This window comes from Algoriphagus aquatilis (assembly GCF_042657405.1).
GTDB classification, from domain to species: Bacteria; Bacteroidota; Bacteroidia; order Cytophagales; family Cyclobacteriaceae; genus Algoriphagus; species Algoriphagus aquatilis.
Genome location: NZ_JBHSKS010000010.1, coordinates 94,465 through 113,813 on the forward strand (window position 1 = coordinate 94,465; position 19,349 = coordinate 113,813).

The 19,349-nt window shown below is 43.1% G+C and carries 16 protein-coding genes; 9 read left to right on the forward strand and 7 right to left on the reverse strand.

Annotated features, from left to right (window positions below; genetic code table 11):
- Positions 1 to 29: 29 nt before the first annotated feature.
- From ACFPIK_RS13145 to ACFPIK_RS13170, 6 genes are all read left to right on the forward strand, one after another.
- Positions 30 to 2,150 (forward strand): bifunctional aldolase/short-chain dehydrogenase, encoded by a 2,121-nt coding sequence (locus ACFPIK_RS13145; protein ID WP_377916004.1) that lies wholly within the window; start codon positions 30 to 32, stop codon positions 2,148 to 2,150.
- A gap of 52 nt (positions 2,151 to 2,202) precedes the next feature.
- The gene (locus ACFPIK_RS13150; RefSeq protein WP_377916006.1) at positions 2,203 to 3,240 is read left to right on the forward strand and encodes a GntR family transcriptional regulator; all 1,038 of its coding nucleotides are present in this window, start codon (positions 2,203 to 2,205) and stop codon (positions 3,238 to 3,240) included.
- Positions 3,241 to 3,335: 95 nt separating this feature from the next.
- A complete protein-coding gene (locus tag ACFPIK_RS13155) occupies positions 3,336 to 4,664 on the forward strand; it encodes an FGGY-family carbohydrate kinase (protein WP_377916008.1) in 1,329 nt (442 codons plus the stop codon).
- A 14-nt stretch (positions 4,665 to 4,678) separates the two neighbouring features.
- Positions 4,679 to 5,437 (forward strand): (Fe-S)-binding protein, encoded by a 759-nt coding sequence (locus tag ACFPIK_RS13160; RefSeq protein WP_377916010.1) that lies wholly within the window; start codon positions 4,679 to 4,681, stop codon positions 5,435 to 5,437.
- On the forward strand, positions 5,434 to 6,792 hold the full coding sequence (locus ACFPIK_RS13165; protein ID WP_377916012.1) for a lactate utilization protein B: 1,359 nt from the start codon (positions 5,434 to 5,436) through the stop codon (positions 6,790 to 6,792). The genes ACFPIK_RS13160 and ACFPIK_RS13165 overlap by 4 nt, the downstream gene beginning before the upstream one ends.
- Entirely contained in the window at positions 6,789 to 7,349 is a 561-nt protein-coding gene (locus ACFPIK_RS13170) for a LutC/YkgG family protein (protein ID WP_377916014.1), read from the forward strand. The genes ACFPIK_RS13165 and ACFPIK_RS13170 overlap by 4 nt, the downstream gene beginning before the upstream one ends.
- On the opposite strand, the gene ACFPIK_RS13175 is transcribed toward ACFPIK_RS13170, so the two are convergent.
- The 4 genes from ACFPIK_RS13175 to ACFPIK_RS13190 all read right to left on the reverse strand — a co-directional run bounded on the left by ACFPIK_RS13175 (position 7,339) and on the right by ACFPIK_RS13190 (position 12,878).
- A complete protein-coding gene (locus ACFPIK_RS13175; RefSeq protein ID WP_377916016.1) occupies positions 7,339 to 8,640 on the reverse strand; it encodes a sensor histidine kinase in 1,302 nt (433 codons plus the stop codon). The genes ACFPIK_RS13170 and ACFPIK_RS13175 overlap by 11 nt on opposite strands.
- 149 nt (positions 8,641 to 8,789) lie before the next feature.
- The gene (locus ACFPIK_RS13180) at positions 8,790 to 10,100 is read right to left on the reverse strand and encodes a sensor histidine kinase (RefSeq protein WP_377916018.1); all 1,311 of its coding nucleotides are present in this window, start codon (positions 10,098 to 10,100) and stop codon (positions 8,790 to 8,792) included.
- Positions 10,101 to 10,323: 223 nt separating this feature from the next.
- On the reverse strand, positions 10,324 to 11,616 hold the full coding sequence (locus ACFPIK_RS13185) for a sensor histidine kinase (RefSeq protein WP_377916020.1): 1,293 nt from the start codon (positions 11,614 to 11,616) through the stop codon (positions 10,324 to 10,326).
- A gap of 272 nt (positions 11,617 to 11,888) precedes the next feature.
- Positions 11,889 to 12,878: an NHL repeat-containing protein gene (locus ACFPIK_RS13190; RefSeq protein WP_377916022.1), complete on the reverse strand. Its 990-nt coding sequence runs from the start codon at positions 12,876 to 12,878 to the stop codon at positions 11,889 to 11,891.
- Positions 12,879 to 13,030: 152 nt separating this feature from the next.
- On the opposite strand from ACFPIK_RS13190, the gene ACFPIK_RS13195 reads away from it, so the two are divergent.
- From ACFPIK_RS13195 to ACFPIK_RS13205, 3 genes are all read left to right on the forward strand, one after another.
- Positions 13,031 to 13,858: a sugar phosphate isomerase/epimerase family protein gene (locus ACFPIK_RS13195; protein ID WP_377916024.1), complete on the forward strand. Its 828-nt coding sequence runs from the start codon at positions 13,031 to 13,033 to the stop codon at positions 13,856 to 13,858.
- A 109-nt stretch (positions 13,859 to 13,967) separates the two neighbouring features.
- Positions 13,968 to 15,215, forward strand: coding sequence for an LVIVD repeat-containing protein (locus ACFPIK_RS13200; RefSeq protein ID WP_377916026.1), 1,248 nt, complete (start codon positions 13,968 to 13,970; stop codon positions 15,213 to 15,215).
- Between the two features lie 4 nt (positions 15,216 to 15,219).
- Complete coding sequence (locus ACFPIK_RS13205; RefSeq protein ID WP_377916028.1) at positions 15,220 to 15,852, forward strand: hypothetical protein; 633 nt, start codon at positions 15,220 to 15,222, stop codon at positions 15,850 to 15,852.
- On the opposite strand, the gene ACFPIK_RS13210 is transcribed toward ACFPIK_RS13205, so the two are convergent.
- The 3 genes from ACFPIK_RS13210 to ispG all read right to left on the reverse strand — a co-directional run bounded on the left by ACFPIK_RS13210 (position 15,849) and on the right by ispG (position 19,349).
- Positions 15,849 to 16,928 carry an amidohydrolase family protein gene (locus ACFPIK_RS13210; RefSeq protein ID WP_377916029.1) on the reverse strand — a complete coding sequence of 360 codons (1,080 nt, stop codon included), beginning with the start codon at positions 16,926 to 16,928 and terminating at the stop codon, positions 15,849 to 15,851. The genes ACFPIK_RS13205 and ACFPIK_RS13210 overlap by 4 nt on opposite strands.
- Before the next feature lie 65 nt (positions 16,929 to 16,993).
- Entirely contained in the window at positions 16,994 to 17,188 is a 195-nt protein-coding gene (locus ACFPIK_RS13215; RefSeq protein WP_377916031.1) for a DUF6728 family protein, read from the reverse strand.
- 178 nt (positions 17,189 to 17,366) lie between these two features.
- A complete protein-coding gene (gene ispG / locus ACFPIK_RS13220) occupies positions 17,367 to 19,349 on the reverse strand; it encodes a (E)-4-hydroxy-3-methylbut-2-enyl-diphosphate synthase (protein ID WP_377916033.1) in 1,983 nt (660 codons plus the stop codon).

Here is a 19,349-nt window from a genome sequence, read left to right on the forward strand (position 1 = left end):
TTCATGGTATAACCAGTAGACCTGCACGTATGAATACACCGATTATGAGTTTTAACTATGTAAGCTACCTCTGGGACGAGGCCAAAGCGGCTACCCTGGCAGGAAATGAAGTCGACCTTTTAATTTACCGCTCCAACATACTCGGAGCAGATCTCAGAATCACCAATTACGGAGGAGGAAATACTTCCTGTAAAACCATCGAGTTGGATCCCCTGACCAAAGAGCCCGTCGAAGTGATGTGGATCAAAGGTTCAGGTGGTGATATCGGCACGATGACACGTTCAGGTTTGGCAGGGCTTTACGTGGATAAATTACGGTCTCTGAAAGGAATATACAGAGGAATCGAGTTTGAAGATGAGATGGTAGAATTGTTCAACCATTGCATTTATGACCTTGCTTCCAAGGCACCGTCTATCGACACTCCCCTTCATGGTTTTTTACCATTCAAACACATTGACCACCTGCATCCCGATGCAGCGATTGCCATTGCGGCTTCAAAAGACGGAGAACAAATCACCAAAGACCTTTGGAAAGGATCCATCGCTTGGGTTCCGTGGCAGCGGCCAGGATTTGACCTAGGCCTGCAACTGAAAGAAGCCTTGGATACTAATCCTGGCATCAGAGGAATTATGCTCGGCGGCCACGGACTTTTCACCTGGGGAGATACTGCCTATGAATGCTATATGAACAGCCTAGAGGTGATCGAAATGGCTTCTGCCTATTTGGCTGAAAACTATGGTAAGAAAAGACCTGTATTTGGTGGTGAAAAAGTATCATCACTTTCTCCTGACCAAAGAAAAACTCAGGCTGCCAAACTTGCTCCGATCTTGAGAGGTCTTGCCTCTTCCGAGCGCCGAATGGTAGGTACTTTCAATGACAGTGACACCGTCCTTCAATTCATCAATAGCCATGATTTGGGTAAACTGGCTCCGATGGGCACTTCTTGCCCTGACCATTTTCTCCGCACGAAAATTAGCCCTCTGGTCTTGGACTTGGCATCTGATGCAGATCTGAGCGATGTGAAGGGTTTGAAAGAAAAGATAGGTACTGCCTTCCAAGCCTATCGGGAGATGTATGCCGATTACTATCAAAAGCATAAACACCACAATAGTCCTGCGATGCGGGACCCCAATCCGGTAGTGATCCTTTGGCCGGGAGTAGGCATGTTCAGCTACGCCAAAGACAAGCAAACTAGCCGTGTAGCTTCCGAATTTTACATCAATGCCATCAATGTGATGCGAGGTGCTGAGGCTGTATCGGAGTATGTCTCCCTTCCGCTTCAGGAGGCTTTTGACATTGAATATTGGCTACTTGAGGAAGCAAAACTTTCCAGAATGCCAAAAGAAAAACCGCTTTCCAGAAAAATTGCCTTGATCACAGGAAGTGCAGGCGGGATCGGAAAAGGCATTGCTGAGAGATTCGTACAGGAAGGCGCTTGCGTCGTACTCACGGATATTGACCAAGAAAGACTCAATGGGGCTGTAGCCGAATTTGAAAAGAAATACGGAAAAGACGCTGTGCTTGGAGCAAGACTTGACGTAACCAATACCGAAAGTCTGGCAGAAGCCATCCAGGTCACCTGTCTGAAATTTGGCGGAATTGATATCGTGGTTAACAATGCCGGCATCTCCATTTCTCGAGCTTTCGAAGATCATACCCAAAGCGATTGGGATAGACTCAACGACATCCTGGTGATGGGACAATACCATGTATCCAAAGTGGGAGTTGACCTGATGCGTCAGCAAGGCCTTGGGGGAGATATTGTCAATGTGGTAAGTAAAAATGCACTGGTGGCGGGACCGAAAAATGTAGCTTACGGAACTGCAAAAGCTGCGCAACTTCATATGTCAAGACTGATGGCAGCCGAACTTGCCGAGGACAAGATCAGGGTAAACGTAGTCAATCCAGACGCTGTGATCGAAAATTCCAATATCTGGGAAGGTGGCTGGGCCGAAAACCGAGCCAAAGCCTATGGCATCGATGTCAAGGAACTTCCACAGTATTATGCTAACAGAACACTCCTCAAAGAAAGCGTCAAAGTCAGCGATATTGCTGATGCTGCTTTCGCTTTTGTAGGTGGCCTTTTGACCAAGTCCACCGGAAATATGCTCAATGTGGATGGCGGCCTGGCGGCAGCTTTCCCTCGGTAAATACCGATACCCTCTATTACCCTTAGCACTATACCCAACAACCCAGTAACCTATGCTTCTTGACAAATCTGAAAAAATCGCCGTGGATTCACGCACGCCGAAGTACCTCCAGGTAGTCAATTTGATCTTGGAGGATATTGAAAAAGGAAAACTGAAAATCGGCGACAGAATACCCTCAATCAATGAGACCAGTTTTGACTTTTTATTATCCCGTGACACCGTAGAGAAAGCCTACAACGAACTACGAGACCGTGGCATCATTTCTTCTGTACGAGGAAAAGGATTCTACATCTCCTCTACCAAAATGGAACACAAGGTGAAAGTCCTGCTGCTTTTCAACAAACTCAGCTCGTACAAAAAACTCATCTACTATTCCATTTTGGACACGCTTGGCCCTCAGGCTACAGTGGATCTATACATTCACCATTACAACAGAAATCTCCTGGAAGACCTGCTAGAACAAAACCTAGGGAATTACAATCAGTACGTTCTTGCTCCTCACTTCTTTGACCAAGGCGGACATCCTGAGACAGCATATGACCTAATCAAAAGAATTCCTAAGGAAAAACTGCTGATCATAGACAGAGCTGTAAAAGGACATGAAAACGAATTTCCCGGTGTCTATCAGGATTTTGCCAAGGACATTTTCGAGGTGTTGGAATCTGGAATTACGCATCTCAAAAAGTATCAGCGATTAATCTTGGTGTTTCCAAAAGGGGAACTCTATCCGGTGGAAATCATGGACGGATTCAAGCGGTTTTGCTTCTTCCATGATTTCAAAAATCTGATTGTAGACGGGGTCGATGACGACGAGCCGCTGGACGCAGGTGACTGCTACATCGTACTGGCTGAGTCTGACTTAGTCAATCTGGTGAAAAAATCCCGAGAGCAACTCCTCAAGCTAGGCAGAGAGGTCGGTGTCATTTCCTACAATGATACGCCGCTAAAGGAAATCCTTGCCGAAGGTATCACCACGATTTCGACAGATTTTGAGCATATGGGTAAATCCATCGCTGAGCAAATCCTGGGAATCGAGGACCGAATCCCGATCAAAAATCCGTTCCGGATGACCCTCAGAAAGTCACTTTAACCCAACCCAAAAAGAGAGTCCGGACCAAAAATTCTGACTCTCTTTTCTTATCCATCCCTTGGTAGTTGTCAGTCAGAGCCAATACTTCAATCCTCATGTCCAAAATCCCTGTCACCGCTGTCTTTGACATCGGTAAAACGAATAAAAAATTCTTCCTCTTTGATGAGAATCTGAAGGAAGTATTTAATACCTACACGCGTTTTGACCCAATTCCGGATGAGGACGGATTTGACAGTGAAGCAATTCTACCGCTGAGAACTTGGATGATACAGACCTTTTTGGATGCCTTGAATTCTCCCGAATTTGAAATTAAAAAACTCAATTTCTCAGGCCATGGTGCCTCCTTTGTTCACACTGATGAACAGGGAGAGCCTGTCACACCTTTGTATGATTACCTAAAGCCGTATCCTGAAGAGCTTTTGGAAAAGTTTTACAAGGAAAACGGAGGCAAGATGGCTTTTTGCCAACAAACCTCTTCTCCTCCACTCGCCATGCTCAACTCCGGCTTGCAGATTTATTTTTTGAAACATGCCAAACCTGAGTATTTCAAGAACGTGAAGTACTGCCTTCACCTGCCCCAATACCTAAGCTCGATCTTCACCGGACAGATGGTCTCTGACTATACAAGTATCGGCTGTCATACGGGACTCTGGGATTTTGAGAAGATGGATTACCATGACTGGGTAAAAAAAGAAGGCATCGAACCGCTACTTCCACCGATTCTTGCCGGTGATACACTCCTAAAGACAAAACCAGAACTCGGATCTATTCCTTGTGGAATCGGAGTCCATGATTCTTCAGGTGCACTTTTACCTTACCTGGAGCAGGAAAAAGAGTCTTTTGCCCTCCTCTCTACTGGCACTTGGGCGATCAGCATCAATCCGTTTAATAAAACCCCGCTTTCGGAATCTGAATTGACCAAAGACTGCCTACAATTCCTGAGCATTTCCGGCCAGCCGATCAAAATTTCCCGACTCTTCATCGGGGAAGAACATAAGTATCAAGTCGACGAAATGTATGCCCATTGGAATCTACCTCTTGGCACTTACAAGAAGATGAAATTTGATCTAGCCACTTTTGAAAAAGTATCCTCCTTTGGTCAAAAACGAATCGGGTTTCACTACCTAAAGCCGGAAGATTACGGGTTGGGAAGAGCAAGACAAACAGATTGGGCTAGTTTTCCAGATTTTGAAGAGGCCTACTATACCTTTATCCATGAGCTGACCGATATCCAAGTAGCTTCCCTTCAGCTTGTCCTAGACGGTGCGCCCGTTCAAAGGATTTTTGTAGACGGTGGGTTCAACGCGAATTCCATTTTTCTAGAAATGCTACGAATCAAGCTGCCTGATCATGAAATTATCCCGAGCGACTTCCCCAATGGTTCTGCTTTAGGTGCAGCCATGCTGGTAAATAAAAAGTCCTGAGTTATCTTACAGCTATGAATTTGAATGCACCTCACGTCGGACTTTTTATCCCTTGCTATGTAGATCAGTTTTACCCTAAAGTGGGGATTGCTACGTTGGAACTACTCGAAAAATTTGGATGTCGGGTAAGCTATCCATTGGGACAAACTTGCTGCGGTCAACCCATGGCAAATGCGGGCTATGAGCGGGATACAGAAGGTACTGCCCGGCATTTTATCTCGCTATTTAAGGATTTTGACTACATCGTTGCTCCTTCAGGGAGCTGTGTGTTGCACGTTAAAGAACATTTTCCAAAACTTCAGGATTTAGAACAGGAGCAACATGAAATACACGACAAAATCTTTGAGTTCACTGAATTTTTGACCGATATCCTTCAGATAAAAGACATTAAAGGAAAATTTCCACACAAAGTCGGCTACCATGCCTCCTGCCACGGGCAACGCGGATTGCGGCTCGCTTCCAGTTCGGAGATGAATGGTACTCCTTTCAATAAGGCCAAAAGCCTTTTGGAAAATTTGGACGGATTGCAATGGATGACGCTAAACCGTACAGACGAATGCTGCGGTTTTGGAGGAACCTTTTCTGTCACAGAAGAGGCACTTTCCCTTAGAATGGGAAAAGACCGGCTCGACGACCATGAGCAGCATCAGGTCGAAATCCTCACGGGAGGGGACATGTCCTGCATCATGCATCTCCAAGGAATTGCCAGCAGAGAGGGAAGAAAAGTGAAGTTTATGCATCTGGCCGAAATCCTTAACCAAGCCATCCAATGAGTCACCCACAAGCAGCCTCCGAGTTTTTAAAAGACCAAGCTAAAGCGAAATGGCACGATGAGACCCTCTGGTTTGTACGGGACAAGCGTGACCGTATCAGCAAGACCATTCCTGAATGGGAAGACCTGCGCAACCTCGCTTCGCAAATCAAGGAAAATGTACTTTCCAAGCTGGATAGCTACTTAGAGGAATTTGAACGAAACGCAATTCAAAATGGCATTACGGTCCATTGGGCTAAAGACGCTGAAGAACACAATCAGATTGTGCTGTCAATTTTGCAAAAGCAAAAATGTACGGCGATCGTCAAGAGCAAATCCATCCTGACCGAAGAATGTCACCTCAATCCATATTTAGAAAAAAACGGAATTGAAGTGGTGGATACCGATTTGGGAGAGCGGATTGTCCAATTTTTGAATCAACCTCCAAGTCACATTGTCCTGCCTGCGATTCACTTGAAAAAAGGGGAAATCTCCGACCTTTTCCATGAAAAACTTCATACGGAAAAAGGCAATGAGGATCCAACTTACCTGACACAGGCAGCTCGAGTTCACCTTCGAGAAAAATTTCTAAAAGCAAAAGTGGCCATTACCGGAGTCAACTTTGCGGTGGCAGAGACTGGCGAGTTTGTAGTTTGTACCAACGAAGGCAATGCAGACATGGGCGTTCATTTGGCGGATGTACATATCGCCTGCATGGGAATCGAAAAAATCATCCCACGAAGAAAAGACCTTGGCGTCTTCCTCCGATTGCTGGCAAGATCTGCCACAGGCCAACCGGTCACTAATTATAATTCGCATTTCAGAAGTCCGGCTACTGGAAAGGAAATCCATGTCATTCTGGTAGATAATGGGAGAACAGCACAACTCGGAAGAGAGAAGTTCAGAAACTCACTCAAATGTATCCGATGCGGGGCCTGCATGAACACGTGCCCAATCTACCGAAGAAGCGGTGGATTCAGCTATGGCAGCACCGTTCCCGGACCGATTGGGTCGATCCTTTCCCCGGGATTGGATATGAAAAAATACAGCACACTTCCCTTTGCCTCCACGCTCTGCGGAAGCTGTTCGGATGTATGCCCGGTGAAAATCAACATCCATGAGCAACTCTATGAATGGAGGCAAGAGATTACCAAAACCCATGGTGAGCTGGGAAAAGGCCTGTCTATGAAGCTGGCGAATGGAATTTTCAAAAGCCCATTAGCCTACAAAATCTCTGGAAATCTGATGCGGACTGCCTTGAAAACTCTTCCAAAATCCCTGATCTATCATCCTATCAACAGCTGGGGAAAAGGAAGAAATCTACCGGATACACCCGAGGAATCATTTAAAGAATGGTATCAAAAGAACAGAAAATGAGCAGTAGAGAAACCATTTTACGATCCATTCAGGCCATTACTCAGGAGGAAAAACCCTTGCCTGAGTTACCCTCTTTTGGGATTACAGAAGAAATAGAGACTGCTTTCAAAAGATCTATTGAAGGAAATAAGGGGGAAATAATGTCTGAGATAGAGTTTTTAGATTGGCTGTCGGAATCCTCTTGGGCTAAAGTTTATTCTGCAGTCTCAGCGTATGCATCAACTTCTACCCTAGTTCTCCCAAAAGATCCGCATGAATTGGAGGATTTAAATTTGGCGATTTTAGAGGGACAATTTGGGGTAGCAGAAAATGGTGCCATTTGGATGGATGATCAACAGCTACCCCATAGAGCGCTCCCATTTATTACAGAACATTTGGTGATTGTTCTTCGGAAATCAAGACTTTTTCCCACGTTGCATCAAGCCTATGAAAATATCGGGGATGAACACTCAGGATTCGGACTATTTATCGCAGGGCCTTCTAAAACTGCTGATATCGAGCAATCCCTGGTCATCGGTGCCCATGGTGCGAAAAGTCTCCGAGTAGTTATGATCTAGGCAAATCAATCTCCAGAAAGAAGACATTCCAGCCATCCTCGGGATATAAATAGCCAATTTCCCAACCATTTCGAGAAGCAATTTTATGACAAAGGGAAAGTCCAATTCCAGTCCCCTTTTCCCGTAAAGTCCCTTCTGTTTTCCTCGCTTTTAGTTCAAAAAGAAATGCCCTTTCAGACTCCTTGATTGGCTTACCCGGGTTTCTAACTTCCCAACGGAGCCTGGAATTATTCTGGAATACCTTTACAACGATGGAAGAATTTTCGGCAGTAAACTTAATCGCATTGTCCAACAGGTTTTTGAGGATAATTCGAATCTCTTTAAATGCCAAATTAACTACCAGTGGATTCCCCTCAAATTCCAATACCAAGTCTTGGGATTTTTGAGCCGCCTGAAAACGCATTACCTCTACCATCTCTTCGGATAGGACCAGTGGATTTACAGCTAGCACTTCCGAATCTGACCCTTCCATTTCAGTAATCACCCATTCCAGGGTATTATCCAAGACTTTACTCAAATGAAAGCTTTGACGCTTGAGATTGGAAATGATTTGGTTTACCTCTTTTTCATTGATTATTCCTTCCTCTGCCAATTCCAAGGTAAAACTCAAACTAGTAACAGGAGTGCGAAGATCATGAGATAGTAGAGCCAACAGTTGATTTTTTTTATCATTCAAATTTTCCAATCTGGAAAGCGCATTCTCCTTTTCTTTTTGGAGCTCAAGCATGTATGAATTCTGCTTTTGATAACTTTTTATAAACAACAAAATCATTACCAGGGTGAAAAGGCTGGTCCAAGTCATCGTAATAATCTGATCTTGGAAAAAATCGTCTGTGGAATACACATCAAATGTCATTTTATACTTTTCCATCCTTCCGAGAAAAATCAGCACACCATAAACCAAAAAAACCAAGACGATCCACATTCCACTCCATCGGCCTCTCAACATAAAAACTGAAGAAACTACAAAAATAAATAGGGTATATAATGTCCTTCCTCTATGAGCTTCGCTTAAAAAAAAGTTAAGAGAGATAGCCACCAAGCCTATCGAAATCATGAGGAGTAGGATCAGTTGATGATAGCCATATTTTTTCATCACCAAATACCCGATCAAAAAAGGGAAAGCAAACAAGAACTTGACAGAGACATAGAGCAAATTATAGCCCATCAAAAAATCAATAACGCAGAGTGATGGGATCAAAATCGTCAAAATCAAGGCAAAGACTTCCGAAATCCTGTTTTGGAGTTGATTTAAGTCTCCGGATTTATCAAATACTCCAAAATCAAACATTGAATGGGGTGCGGGGTGATTAACTTCGTTAAATCTAGGAATTTGTAGATCCTAATATTTTCTTGAAGTAAAAAATGACAGATAAATGTAAATGAAAAGAAGCCGTCTACTGTGCGCTGACGTTAAAAAAAACAAAAGAATATTCCTTACTAATTCAACTCGGTAGGAAGCGCTTTTTCCAGGTAAAACACATTGAACCCATCAGCTGATCTTTCATAGCCCACATTGAATCCAATCTTTTTAGCGATCTGCTTGCATAATCCCAAGCCCAATCCAGTCCCTTTTTCCTTTTGAGTACCCATGGAGCTTTTCACATTAAAGTCAAAAAGTTGATTCTGAACTTCGGCAGAAATCTCTTTTCCGGGGTTTTTCACATTCCATCTAAATGACTTCCCGTCAAATTGAAACTCCAAATAGATGGTAGCCCCTTCGGGAGAAAACTTCACGGCATTATCCAGGTAGTTTCTAAGGATAATCTTCACTTCATCTTTTTGAATAGGCAGGACCAGGTCAGTGGTTTCAATAACTTTTTCCAGCTTTTGATGCTTCCTTCCTGCCTGAACTCCCATCAGTTCCTGTGTTTCGGAGGTCAATTCGTACACATTGATCATGACTGGTTCAGGCGAATGATCACCCATTTCAGTAACTACCCAGCCCAAGGTATTGGAAAGTACATGACTCAAATGAACACTTTGCTTTTTGAGTTTGGCGAGAATCTGGCCCAATTCTTCTTTGGAAATCAACTCCAAATCAACCAATTGAAGCGTAGAAGCAAGAGATGCAACCGGATTTTTGAGATCATGGGAAAGCAGAGCAATGAGCTGGTTTTTCTTCTCATTCAGTGATTGCAGCTCCCGGAGGTTTCTATCATTGGCTTCCTTTAGCTTAATGAGAGCTTGATTTTGTTTTTGATAATTGATGACTACAATCCGAACACCTATAAAGATGAAAATGGAAGTAATCAAAATGGTAAGCATATTGTCTAAAAATAAATCCTTAAGATCTGCATAGTTTTTCTCCACTACGATCTGCCCGACAGACTCGAGATAAAACACAACCAAATACAAGCCTATACTCAAAGTGAACCAGATCAGGTTTAGAGGCTTTTTGAAAAAAATCGCTACTGCAACTATAAATACATAAAGATTAAAAATAGTCGGCCCTTTAAATCCGTCATTATGCAAGTAATTCATAATGGTAAAGCCAAGAATCAAGGCCAGCATGATATTCATCGCCAGCAGGTACTTGTCATACTTAATGATTAAAATAAAGGAGGCGACGAAGAGCAGGATATAAGCAATTCTAATTTTCAACAACCCTGGGCTCAATCCCATCAAGTAATCCGCCACACCAAAAAAAGTCATCGAGAAAAACGTAAGTCCAACAAAAATTAAGGCAATGCGCCTTTGCAATTGCTCTAGGTTTCCTGGATCTTCTTGACTTTTGAACGGATTTTTCACTTTCCGAATGAATTACTTTATGGAGTGATTTAAATTGGCCTCGAATATACAACTTTCTAAAAGCCCCTCATTTAGTTAATTAAGAACGTTTTAGGAATTTAGAAGTCCAAGAATTTAGACTTCCATAATTCCCTTGAGCAGCAACTTCAAGAGATTAATTCAGATAAATGAAGTGATGCAGAATACGGTCAAGCCTTTGGTGTTTGAATATTGAAATCAAATTCTATTTTTTTTCAAGGTAAAAGGTATTAAATCCATCAACTGTGTATTCGTAACCTACTTCGAACCCGATTCGGGAAGCTATCCTTTTGCACAGCCCCAATCCTAGACCCGTACCTTTTTCTTTCTGAGTCCCAACCGAACTTTTCACACTAAAATCAAACAGGTGTCTCTCCTTTTCCAAAGGTATTCTTGCCCCGCTGTTTTTCACATTCCAGCGGTAGGACGTTGCTGTGACGATAAATTCAAGGTAAACCGTTGAACCAAGCGAAGAGAATTTGATTGCATTGTCCAGAAAATTCCTAAGTATGATTTTGACCTCTTTTTCTTCCAAATTCAAGATCAATTCCCTGACATGAATTAATTTTTCTATTCGTTGCTCCTTTCGCTGGGCTTGACTTTCCATCAAATCACCCACCTCGTTGGTGAGTTGGACGACATCTACTGGATGAGATTCGATTTCCTGCTCGCCCATCTCAGTCAGAACCCAACTAAGGGTATTACTGAGCACGTGTGTTAGATTCACACTTTGCTTTTTAAGTCCCACAATGATTCTTTCAAAATCTTCCTGTGAAATCATGTCAAGATCCATCATTTCCAAAGTGGTCGCCAAAGAAGATACGGGGCTTTTCAAATCATGTGATAACAGAGCAATCAGCTGATTTTTCTTCTCATTGATCTGCTTGAGTTCCTTCAGGTTTTTTTCATTTTCCTGCTGCAGCCTGATAAGATCTGAGTTTTGTTTTTGATAATTATTAATCACAAACCGTACTCCAATAAACAAAAACATGGAAGTCATAAAAATGGTCAGACTGTTGTCAAAAAAGAGTTGATCTAGGTTTTGGTAGTTTTTATCGACCGTTATGTATCCTGATATGTCCAGATAAAAAAGGGTAAAGTACAGTCCAATACTGGATAAGTGCCAAATCAAATCGTAGGGTCTCTTGAAGAATAAACCTGAAACCATAAAGAAGAGGTAAAAATTAAAGATCGTGGGCCCTTGATAGCCATCACTGAAGAAAAAATTCATCAACAGAAAAGCCAACACCAAAAACATCATCAAGTTGCTGGCTAAAAAGTAAAACTTGTACTTGAAAAACAAAATGGCAGTTCCTGAGAAGAGCGCAATAAAAATCAATCTGATTTTCAAAAACCCGAGATTTACTCCCATCAAGGCATCGACAATTCCGAAAAAAAACAATGAAAAAAAGGTTAGCCCAATAAAGATGATGGTAATATTCAGCTGAAGTTCCTCCAGATTAGCCGGTTTTTTCTTTATTTCTTCAATCAGTCGCATTCATCCTGCAAATAGGCTTTTGAAGATAGGCTATAATTAAGGATGATCGGTTAGTGAATTTTTAGAATCAATTTAACTGCTCTAAAATGTGTATAAAGTGCAGTATTTATGAAAAAATCTGCCTCATTTTGTAAAGAGGAGTAGTGAAAAATTTGGACATCAATAAATGATTACCAATTCTCAATTTTTGTTGAAAATTAATGAGTTAAAAAGTTCAAATCAGCTTGTCGAAGTCAGGTGAAAATCCCAACTCCGACAAGCAGAACACCTACTTACACCCTGGTCAGTTTGATCGGATAGGACTTACCTGCATTCCACTGACAGACATAAATATTTTTATCCTGATCAATACATACATCGTGGCAATGCTTAAAGACAGGTTCCTTTTGGACCATAAGTTGAAGTTCCCCATTCCGATATTCAGGCGCAGTTCCTCCAGGATTGGAGACCACTTTATTTGTTTTGTCCAGTATGGTGACAAATCCTGAATTATCGGTTTGCTCCAGGTATCTCAGTCTTGACCAGCAAACTCCGGCATACAACTCATCACCGTGTATTACTGGTCGGCAGACAAATGCTCCCGGAAGAAAAATCGTCTCAAGGTATTTTCCATCCATGGTAAATCTTTTGAATGAATTGTGGCCTCTTGAAGTACAAAGCAAGGTAGCTTCTTTCCCGCCGCGCTGATCAACAGCGATTCCATGAGCTGTACTAAACTGTGCATCTTCTCTGCCGGCACCTCCGAATTTGCGGATAAACTTTCCGTTTTTGTCGTACTGTAAAAAGTATTGGGAGCCATAGCCATCGGCAATGTATAGGTCACCATTTGGAGCAACAGTAGTCTCAGTAGGCACCCAACGCATTTTCTCATCGTAGATTCCTTCCTTGACAGGTGATGCAATTTCTGCAACGACTTTGCCATCCAAGGTGGTTTTGAGCACTTTTCCTCCATTATCCACCACCCATAGGTATTCAGCATCTCCCTCGTCCACGATGGACAATCCATGTGCGGCATTCAGTCCAAGCGTCCAAGTAGTTAATAGTTTTCCCGACTGATCATAGATAATCACGTTGTTTTTCACCTCATCGGTGAGCATGATCATGCGGCCTTTTCGATCCATGACCATTTCGTGACAGTTGACCACCGGCACTTTGGTCGGATCAAGATTGCCCCATGAGGTATCTACTTTGTATCGGAAATCACCATGACCAAGAATTTGATCCTGGGCTGCAAGAAGGGAAAAATCGGGTTTTAGACTCATAGCTAATCCTAGTAAGGAAGTGTTTTGGATAAATTTTCTTCGTGAATGCATGGAAATAAAAGGTATGGTTTCAATTTAGGGAAATTGACCTGAAAGCCTTTCCTGTGGCTGGAAAAATATTTAGCTTAGATGTATCCCAAAATTCCTATACCATGAAATTGAAAATCACTCTTTTCTCCCTACTAGTCATTCTCGGATGGCAAGCCCATGCGCAGGAGATCGCCCTTCAACTTTACTCCCTTCGTAATGAAATGAAGGTAGATCCTATCAAGTACCACCAGCTCATCTCCACTTGGGGAATCTCTGCTCTCGAAGGAGGTGGTGGCTATGGCATGTCAGATACAGCGTATAAAAAATTGCTTGCTGAAAATAACCTACGAGTAGTAGGTGTCGGTGCTGACTACAACAAACTCAAAACTGACCCTGCCTCGATTATTTCAGAAGCCAAGAAGTATGGAGCCAAGTTTGCCACCTGCTATTGGATACCTCATGCAGAAGGTCCAATCAGTTTGGAGGAAATGAAAGCTGCTACCGAACTGTTTAACAAAGCAGGCGAGCAATTTGCCAAAGAAGGAATTACACTGACTTATCATCCACATGGATATGAATTTGCGAACTCAGGCTCCGGCACTCCGATGGATTACATGCTGGCAAATGCCAAGCATTTCCAATTTAATATGGATGTCTTTTGGGTGAAAATGGGCGGTGGAGACCCTTTGGCCATCATGAAAAAGTATCCGGGAAAATTCCCCCAACTTCACCTAAAAGATAGAAAGAAAGGAACACCCGGCTCTCCTGACGGTAGAGGCGATGTGGAAACCAACGTTGTGCTCGGTACAGGAGACATTGATATCGCAGGATTGATCAAAGAGGCGAAAAAACAGGGAACAAAGTACTTGGTGATCGAAGATGAAAGCAGTCGCTCTGTCGCCCAAATCCCCCAAAGTGTAGCTTACATAAAAAGTATTCTCAACCAATAAGCCTATAAGCCCGTCAGATAAGACGGGCTTTTTTACTTGGCTTGTAGCGAATGGAAAAGACGGCTCGTTTGGTGTCTGAATCCTTTTGTTTCACCTAACTCCTGTCCTCATGAAAACAACCAACCTATTCATAGCTCTTTTGCTTTTGACAAGTGGATTATTTTTTTCCTGTGAAGATCAGGTCACCACTACATACACCTATCGGACCATGATGCCGGTATACCTGGAAATGAGTGATGTGAGGGCGAGGCTCATCACTACCGAGCCAGCAAAACCATTGGACAACCCCGGAAAAATCTATATCTACCACGATTACCTATTGGTCAACGAACCCAGCAAAGGGATCCATATTTTAGATAATACCAACCCGGCCAATCCGATCAACCTAAGTTTTATCCCCATCGAAGGCAATATGGATCTGGCTGTAAATGACAACATTCTTTACGCAGATAACTATGTGGATTTACTGGCCTTTGACATCAGCAAAATCTCCAACATCAAATTAGTAAATCGGGTCAAGGATGTCTTTACCCACCTATACCGCCACGACACGGGACAAATCATTACTTTCAAGGATACTGTCATCACCACCGATGGCCCTAGATGGGAAATAGATGGCGGTTGGGCCCTGCGCTCAGACATGAGTTTTACTGCCAACTTTTCCGCTGCATCTAAAAGTTATGGAACCGGTGGTTCGATGGCGAGATTTACCCTAATGGACGGTCACTTGTACGCGGTGGATGAGTCCTCTATGCGGGTATTTGATGTGCAAAATGCAGCTGAACCCAAATTCATCAAACCCATCAATCTGGGCTGGGGCATAGAAACCATCTTTCCGTTCCAAAATAAGCTCTTCATAGGATCTAATAGAGGGATGCATATTTACGATGCCTCAACTCCTCACTCCCCAACGCGGATGGCCGTTTATGAGCATGTGGTGGCTTGTGACCCGGTCGTGGTCAATGAAGAACATGCCTTTGTCACACTCCGAACCGGAAATTTTTGTATCAATGGGGTGAATGAACTTCAAATCATAGACATCAAAAATCCTTACGCCCCTAAACTGAAAAAAGCCTATCCCATGCTCAATCCGCATGGCTTGGGACTAGCAGGTGATTACTTATTTATCACCGAAGGAAGACATGGGCTGAAAAGTTTCAATGTAAAGGATGTCATGGCCATTGATAAAAACCAATTGGAATTCCTGCAAAACATGAAATCTATAGACCTGATCCCAGGTCCCAAATCTCTGATTGTCATTGGTCCGGATGGCGTATGTCAGTATGACTACAGCGCTCCTTCCAAACTCAGAAAACTCAGCTGCATCCAAGTCACCAATCCAGTCATCATCAGCTAAGGCCATGCGATCCAAAGTCTTCTGCCTGATCTTGCTGCTTTTCTTTTCTTATGTCCGATCATTGGCACAGGAAAATGCCTATTTCCATCAAACAGAAGTAGGATTTCTATGGGGAAAAGGAATCAAAAATTGGGATGGAAACTACCTTAACCGGATGGATGTAAGCATTTCCACTTTTCATGGTGTAAAAATCTCTTCCCATCATGTCTTGGGGTTTGCTGTAGGATATGATCAATATGATCAGATCAGTCTGATTCCTATTGCCTTAGGCTGGAGAGGTTTTCTGGGAAAAGAAAATAAAGCCCAACTATTCGGTGGAATGGACTTTGGAGGTGGTTCTACTTTTTTGGAGAAAAAAGAGACTAACCAATGGAGTTCGAGCTGGTATGAAGGCGGGATGATGATTCATCCTATGCTCGGAGTAAAGCTTCCCGCCAAGAAAGGAAATTGGGCGCTATCTGCCAGTTTGGGATACAAAAGACAGCAACTTTCCTATTTTCAAGGCTTTTTGGATGGCAGCGGACAATCTTCATTTGCCCCCACTACCGGTTCCAGATTACCTAGCGGCTTTACCTCACTGAACGAAACCAATTACCTTTTTCACAGTCTGGTATTCCGAATGGGAGTGATGTTTTAATTAAAAGTAGGTTTAAACCACTTCATGGCATTGTGATAGTAGATTTTGTCTATCACTTCCTTGGGTAACTTTAGGCCTTGAAAAGACCCAGTTACTTCAGATACTTCCATTATCTCATCTGATACAAAATATTTCCAATCCCTCATCCAAGTTGCTTTTGCATTGGATTTAACTCGGTCGGAATCAGGATTACCGGATATCCCCAAGTCCGTCCCATAGATTAGGCGATCTTGATATTTAATCATGAATTGGCGGATTTTTTCCCGGTCCTTTTGACTTTGAAACTGGAGATGGCCAATTCGAGCAGCCATGTCCACAGCAAAATTAGGGTAGCGATCCAGTCGCTTGGCGAGTTCGTCCACATCCCATTCCAAACTCCCCAAATGAGCCCCGACAAACCGGATATTGGGAAATTTGGCAAGTAGTCTATCCCTAGCATCAATCTGCTCCTCATAACTTGGGTATTCAGGATGAAGGTACATGTGGTATTCCGGATGCTCTTTGAAATAGGTTCGATCATTGTTTACGGTCATATCTTCAAGAGGCAACCAACAGTTTTTTGGTTCACCCAAATGCGCCATCAGTGTTTTGCCCTGAGCCTCCACAAATCTAAAAATGGGTTCCAACCTAGGGTGATCCGCCATGATAAATTCTCCCTTTTCATCCCGATAAGTCATCCCGATATTTTTCCAGATTTTGATCCCTATGGCTCCCTGCTCGAAGGTGTCTGTAATGCGTTTGATTTCCTTTTCTGCCCAGTCCGAATCCTTCCAGTCTGCAAGTGAAATAGTGGAAAGAAAATCGATAGAGGTTGGATTTTGACCTTTCTGAAGTAAAGAAAGTCGGATTTGCTCTTGAAGCGGAGGATAACTTGGGACATCCACATTGACGGTAAGCAAGCGAAAATTAGTTTCTTTTCCTGCCTCCATCAGAGCGGTATTTTCCGAATTGTGATGGGTATGGGTATCGATCTTTTTGACTTTTTGAAAGTCATCTATTCCATAATACTGCTCTTCAGAATCAATTAAAAGCACAAAGATCAAAGGTGCAAGAAATGGGAGATAGAAGGAAATCATAGTGGATCAGGTGGGGTGTCCACTAAAGTTAAAAAAATGAAGAGGTTATTCTTTAAATAATTTAATCAGATAAATCTCTTGATTGTCCAGACAATCAGCGCAAACAGGAATACCAAGATCGAAATCTTATTAATGCCGTGCATCATGCGAAGGTTGAAATTGGTAGGCTTAGTTGGATCCGGCTTACGGAAAATATTCAGGAAATAATTCCCCACCTCACCCAATTTGAAGAATTCTTTGACTTGGTTTTTCTCTGACATGTTACTCGAGTTTTATGCTTTAACCTACTTAAAAGGAAATTGATTTCCTTTTTGAAAATTGAGATTTTGAAACACTATTGAAATAAAAACCGCTTCCCGATCTGAAATACCCACAGCAAGATGATATTTCAACTGTATTTCAACTGTATTTCAACTGTATTTCAACTGTATACCTTTTTTAAATAGTCTCTGGCTCGTTCCACATCCCGTCTTCGCGGATGATGTTGATCAGTTCGTCCACCGCCTTTTCAGAAGGCACCGATTTCTTGACTACTTCCTTTCCTTTGTAGAGGGTGATTTTACCTTTTCCGGAACCCACATAGCCATAATCCGCATCCGCCATTTCGCCCGGACCATTGACGATGCAACCCATGATGCCGATTTTCACTCCTTTCAGGTGGTCGGTCCGCTTACGGATCATCGCGGTGGTTTCCTGCAAATCAAAGAGTGTACGTCCACAGGAAGGACAAGAAATGTATTCTGTCTTGGACATACGGGTACGAGCTGCCTGAAGCACACCAAAACTGACCGAATTGTGCAACTTGATCTGTTCCAACACTTCTTGACGTGTATGATCTCCTTCTTTTTCCAAAGAAATCATAATCCCATCGCCTAAGCCATCCACCAATAATCCGCCCACGTCGGTAGCCGAATAGAGCATGGTCATATCAGCTGTCTGGTCCGAATAGCTCACTTTCACGACTACAGGCAGATCACATTTAGCCTCCAACAGACTAACAAACGCCCTACGCAAGGCAGGCATGCTGTGAGAGTTGGAAGTTTTCAGGATCAGAATGGTATCTTTTCTTCCTGCGACTGCTGGAATGACTTGAACGATTTCTGTGTCTTCTATTTCTAAAAAATTGAGTTCGGAATGAAACCTTGAAGCTTCCCGGTATTGATTGATGTTGAAAAGCGGAAACTTATTTATTTGGTCAGGAGCTTTCTCCCAAACAGAAACATCCTGAATCTCCTTCATGCCATTCGGTAGCATGAAAGGGATGGGGTTGGAACCTGAATACACAAAGTCAGAACCTAGGTCATTCATTTTCCATTTGTCCAATTCAGGCAGGTAAAAATGCCCAACTGCTTTCATTTCCCGATCGGTGATTTTCTCGACTTTAGAAATATCAGCAATCACTCTAGGTACATTGTGCCCTCCGAAATTGTAAATCTCGGAGACTTGTCGCTTAGTATATTCAAAAGGGGTAATCGGGTAGTGATTGATTTCGGGAATCGAAGCATGCTCTGCACGGGTTGCATAGCGATCGATCAAGGCCTTGGCCACCGGTGCTTCAAACTCCGGATCTTCGGTCAAGGAAACCCGAACCGTATCTCCCAAACCATCTTCCAACAAGGTGCCTATTCCTACGGCAGACTTGATTCTCCCGTCTTCCGCTTCTCCTGCCTCAGTCACTCCTAGGTGAAGTGGATAAGGCTTGAATCCTCCTTCGTTTAGCTTTTGAACCAACAGTCGATAGGCTTGCACCATGACTTGGGTATTGGAAGACTTCATGGAGATGACTACATCAAAAAACTTCTCGTCCTCGCAAATTCTCAAAAACTCAAGTGCCGACTCTACCATTCCTAGCGGGGTATCCCCGTACCGGCTCATAATTCGGTCAGAAAGTGAGCCATGGTTGGTACCGATACGCATCGCTGTACCATTCTCCTTGCAGATTTTCAACAGTGGTAAAAACCGATCCCTGATTCGGTCTAGCTCCTCCGCATAAGAAGCATCGGTATAGTCAATAACCTCAAATTTCTTTTTATCCGCATAATTACCAGGGTTGATTCGCACCTTTTCCACGATCCTTGCAGCGAGTTCGGCAGCATTGGGTGTGAAGTGAATGTCAGCAACCAAGGGAGTATGGTAACCTCTTTTGCGAAGCTCTGCCTTGATGTTTCTGAGATTTTCTGCCTCCTTGATGGATGGCGCCGTGATTCGAATCAATTCACAACCTGAGTCAATCATCCTGATGCATTGCTCAACAGACCCAAACGTATCCATGGTGTCCACGGTCGTCATAGACTGCACCACAATGGGATTGTCCCCTCCGATGATGACATCACCGACTTTTACGGGGATGGTTTTACGACGGGAATACTGCGTCAGGCTGTCGCAATAATGGGAATCCAAGCTTTTGATCAAAGGCTCCAT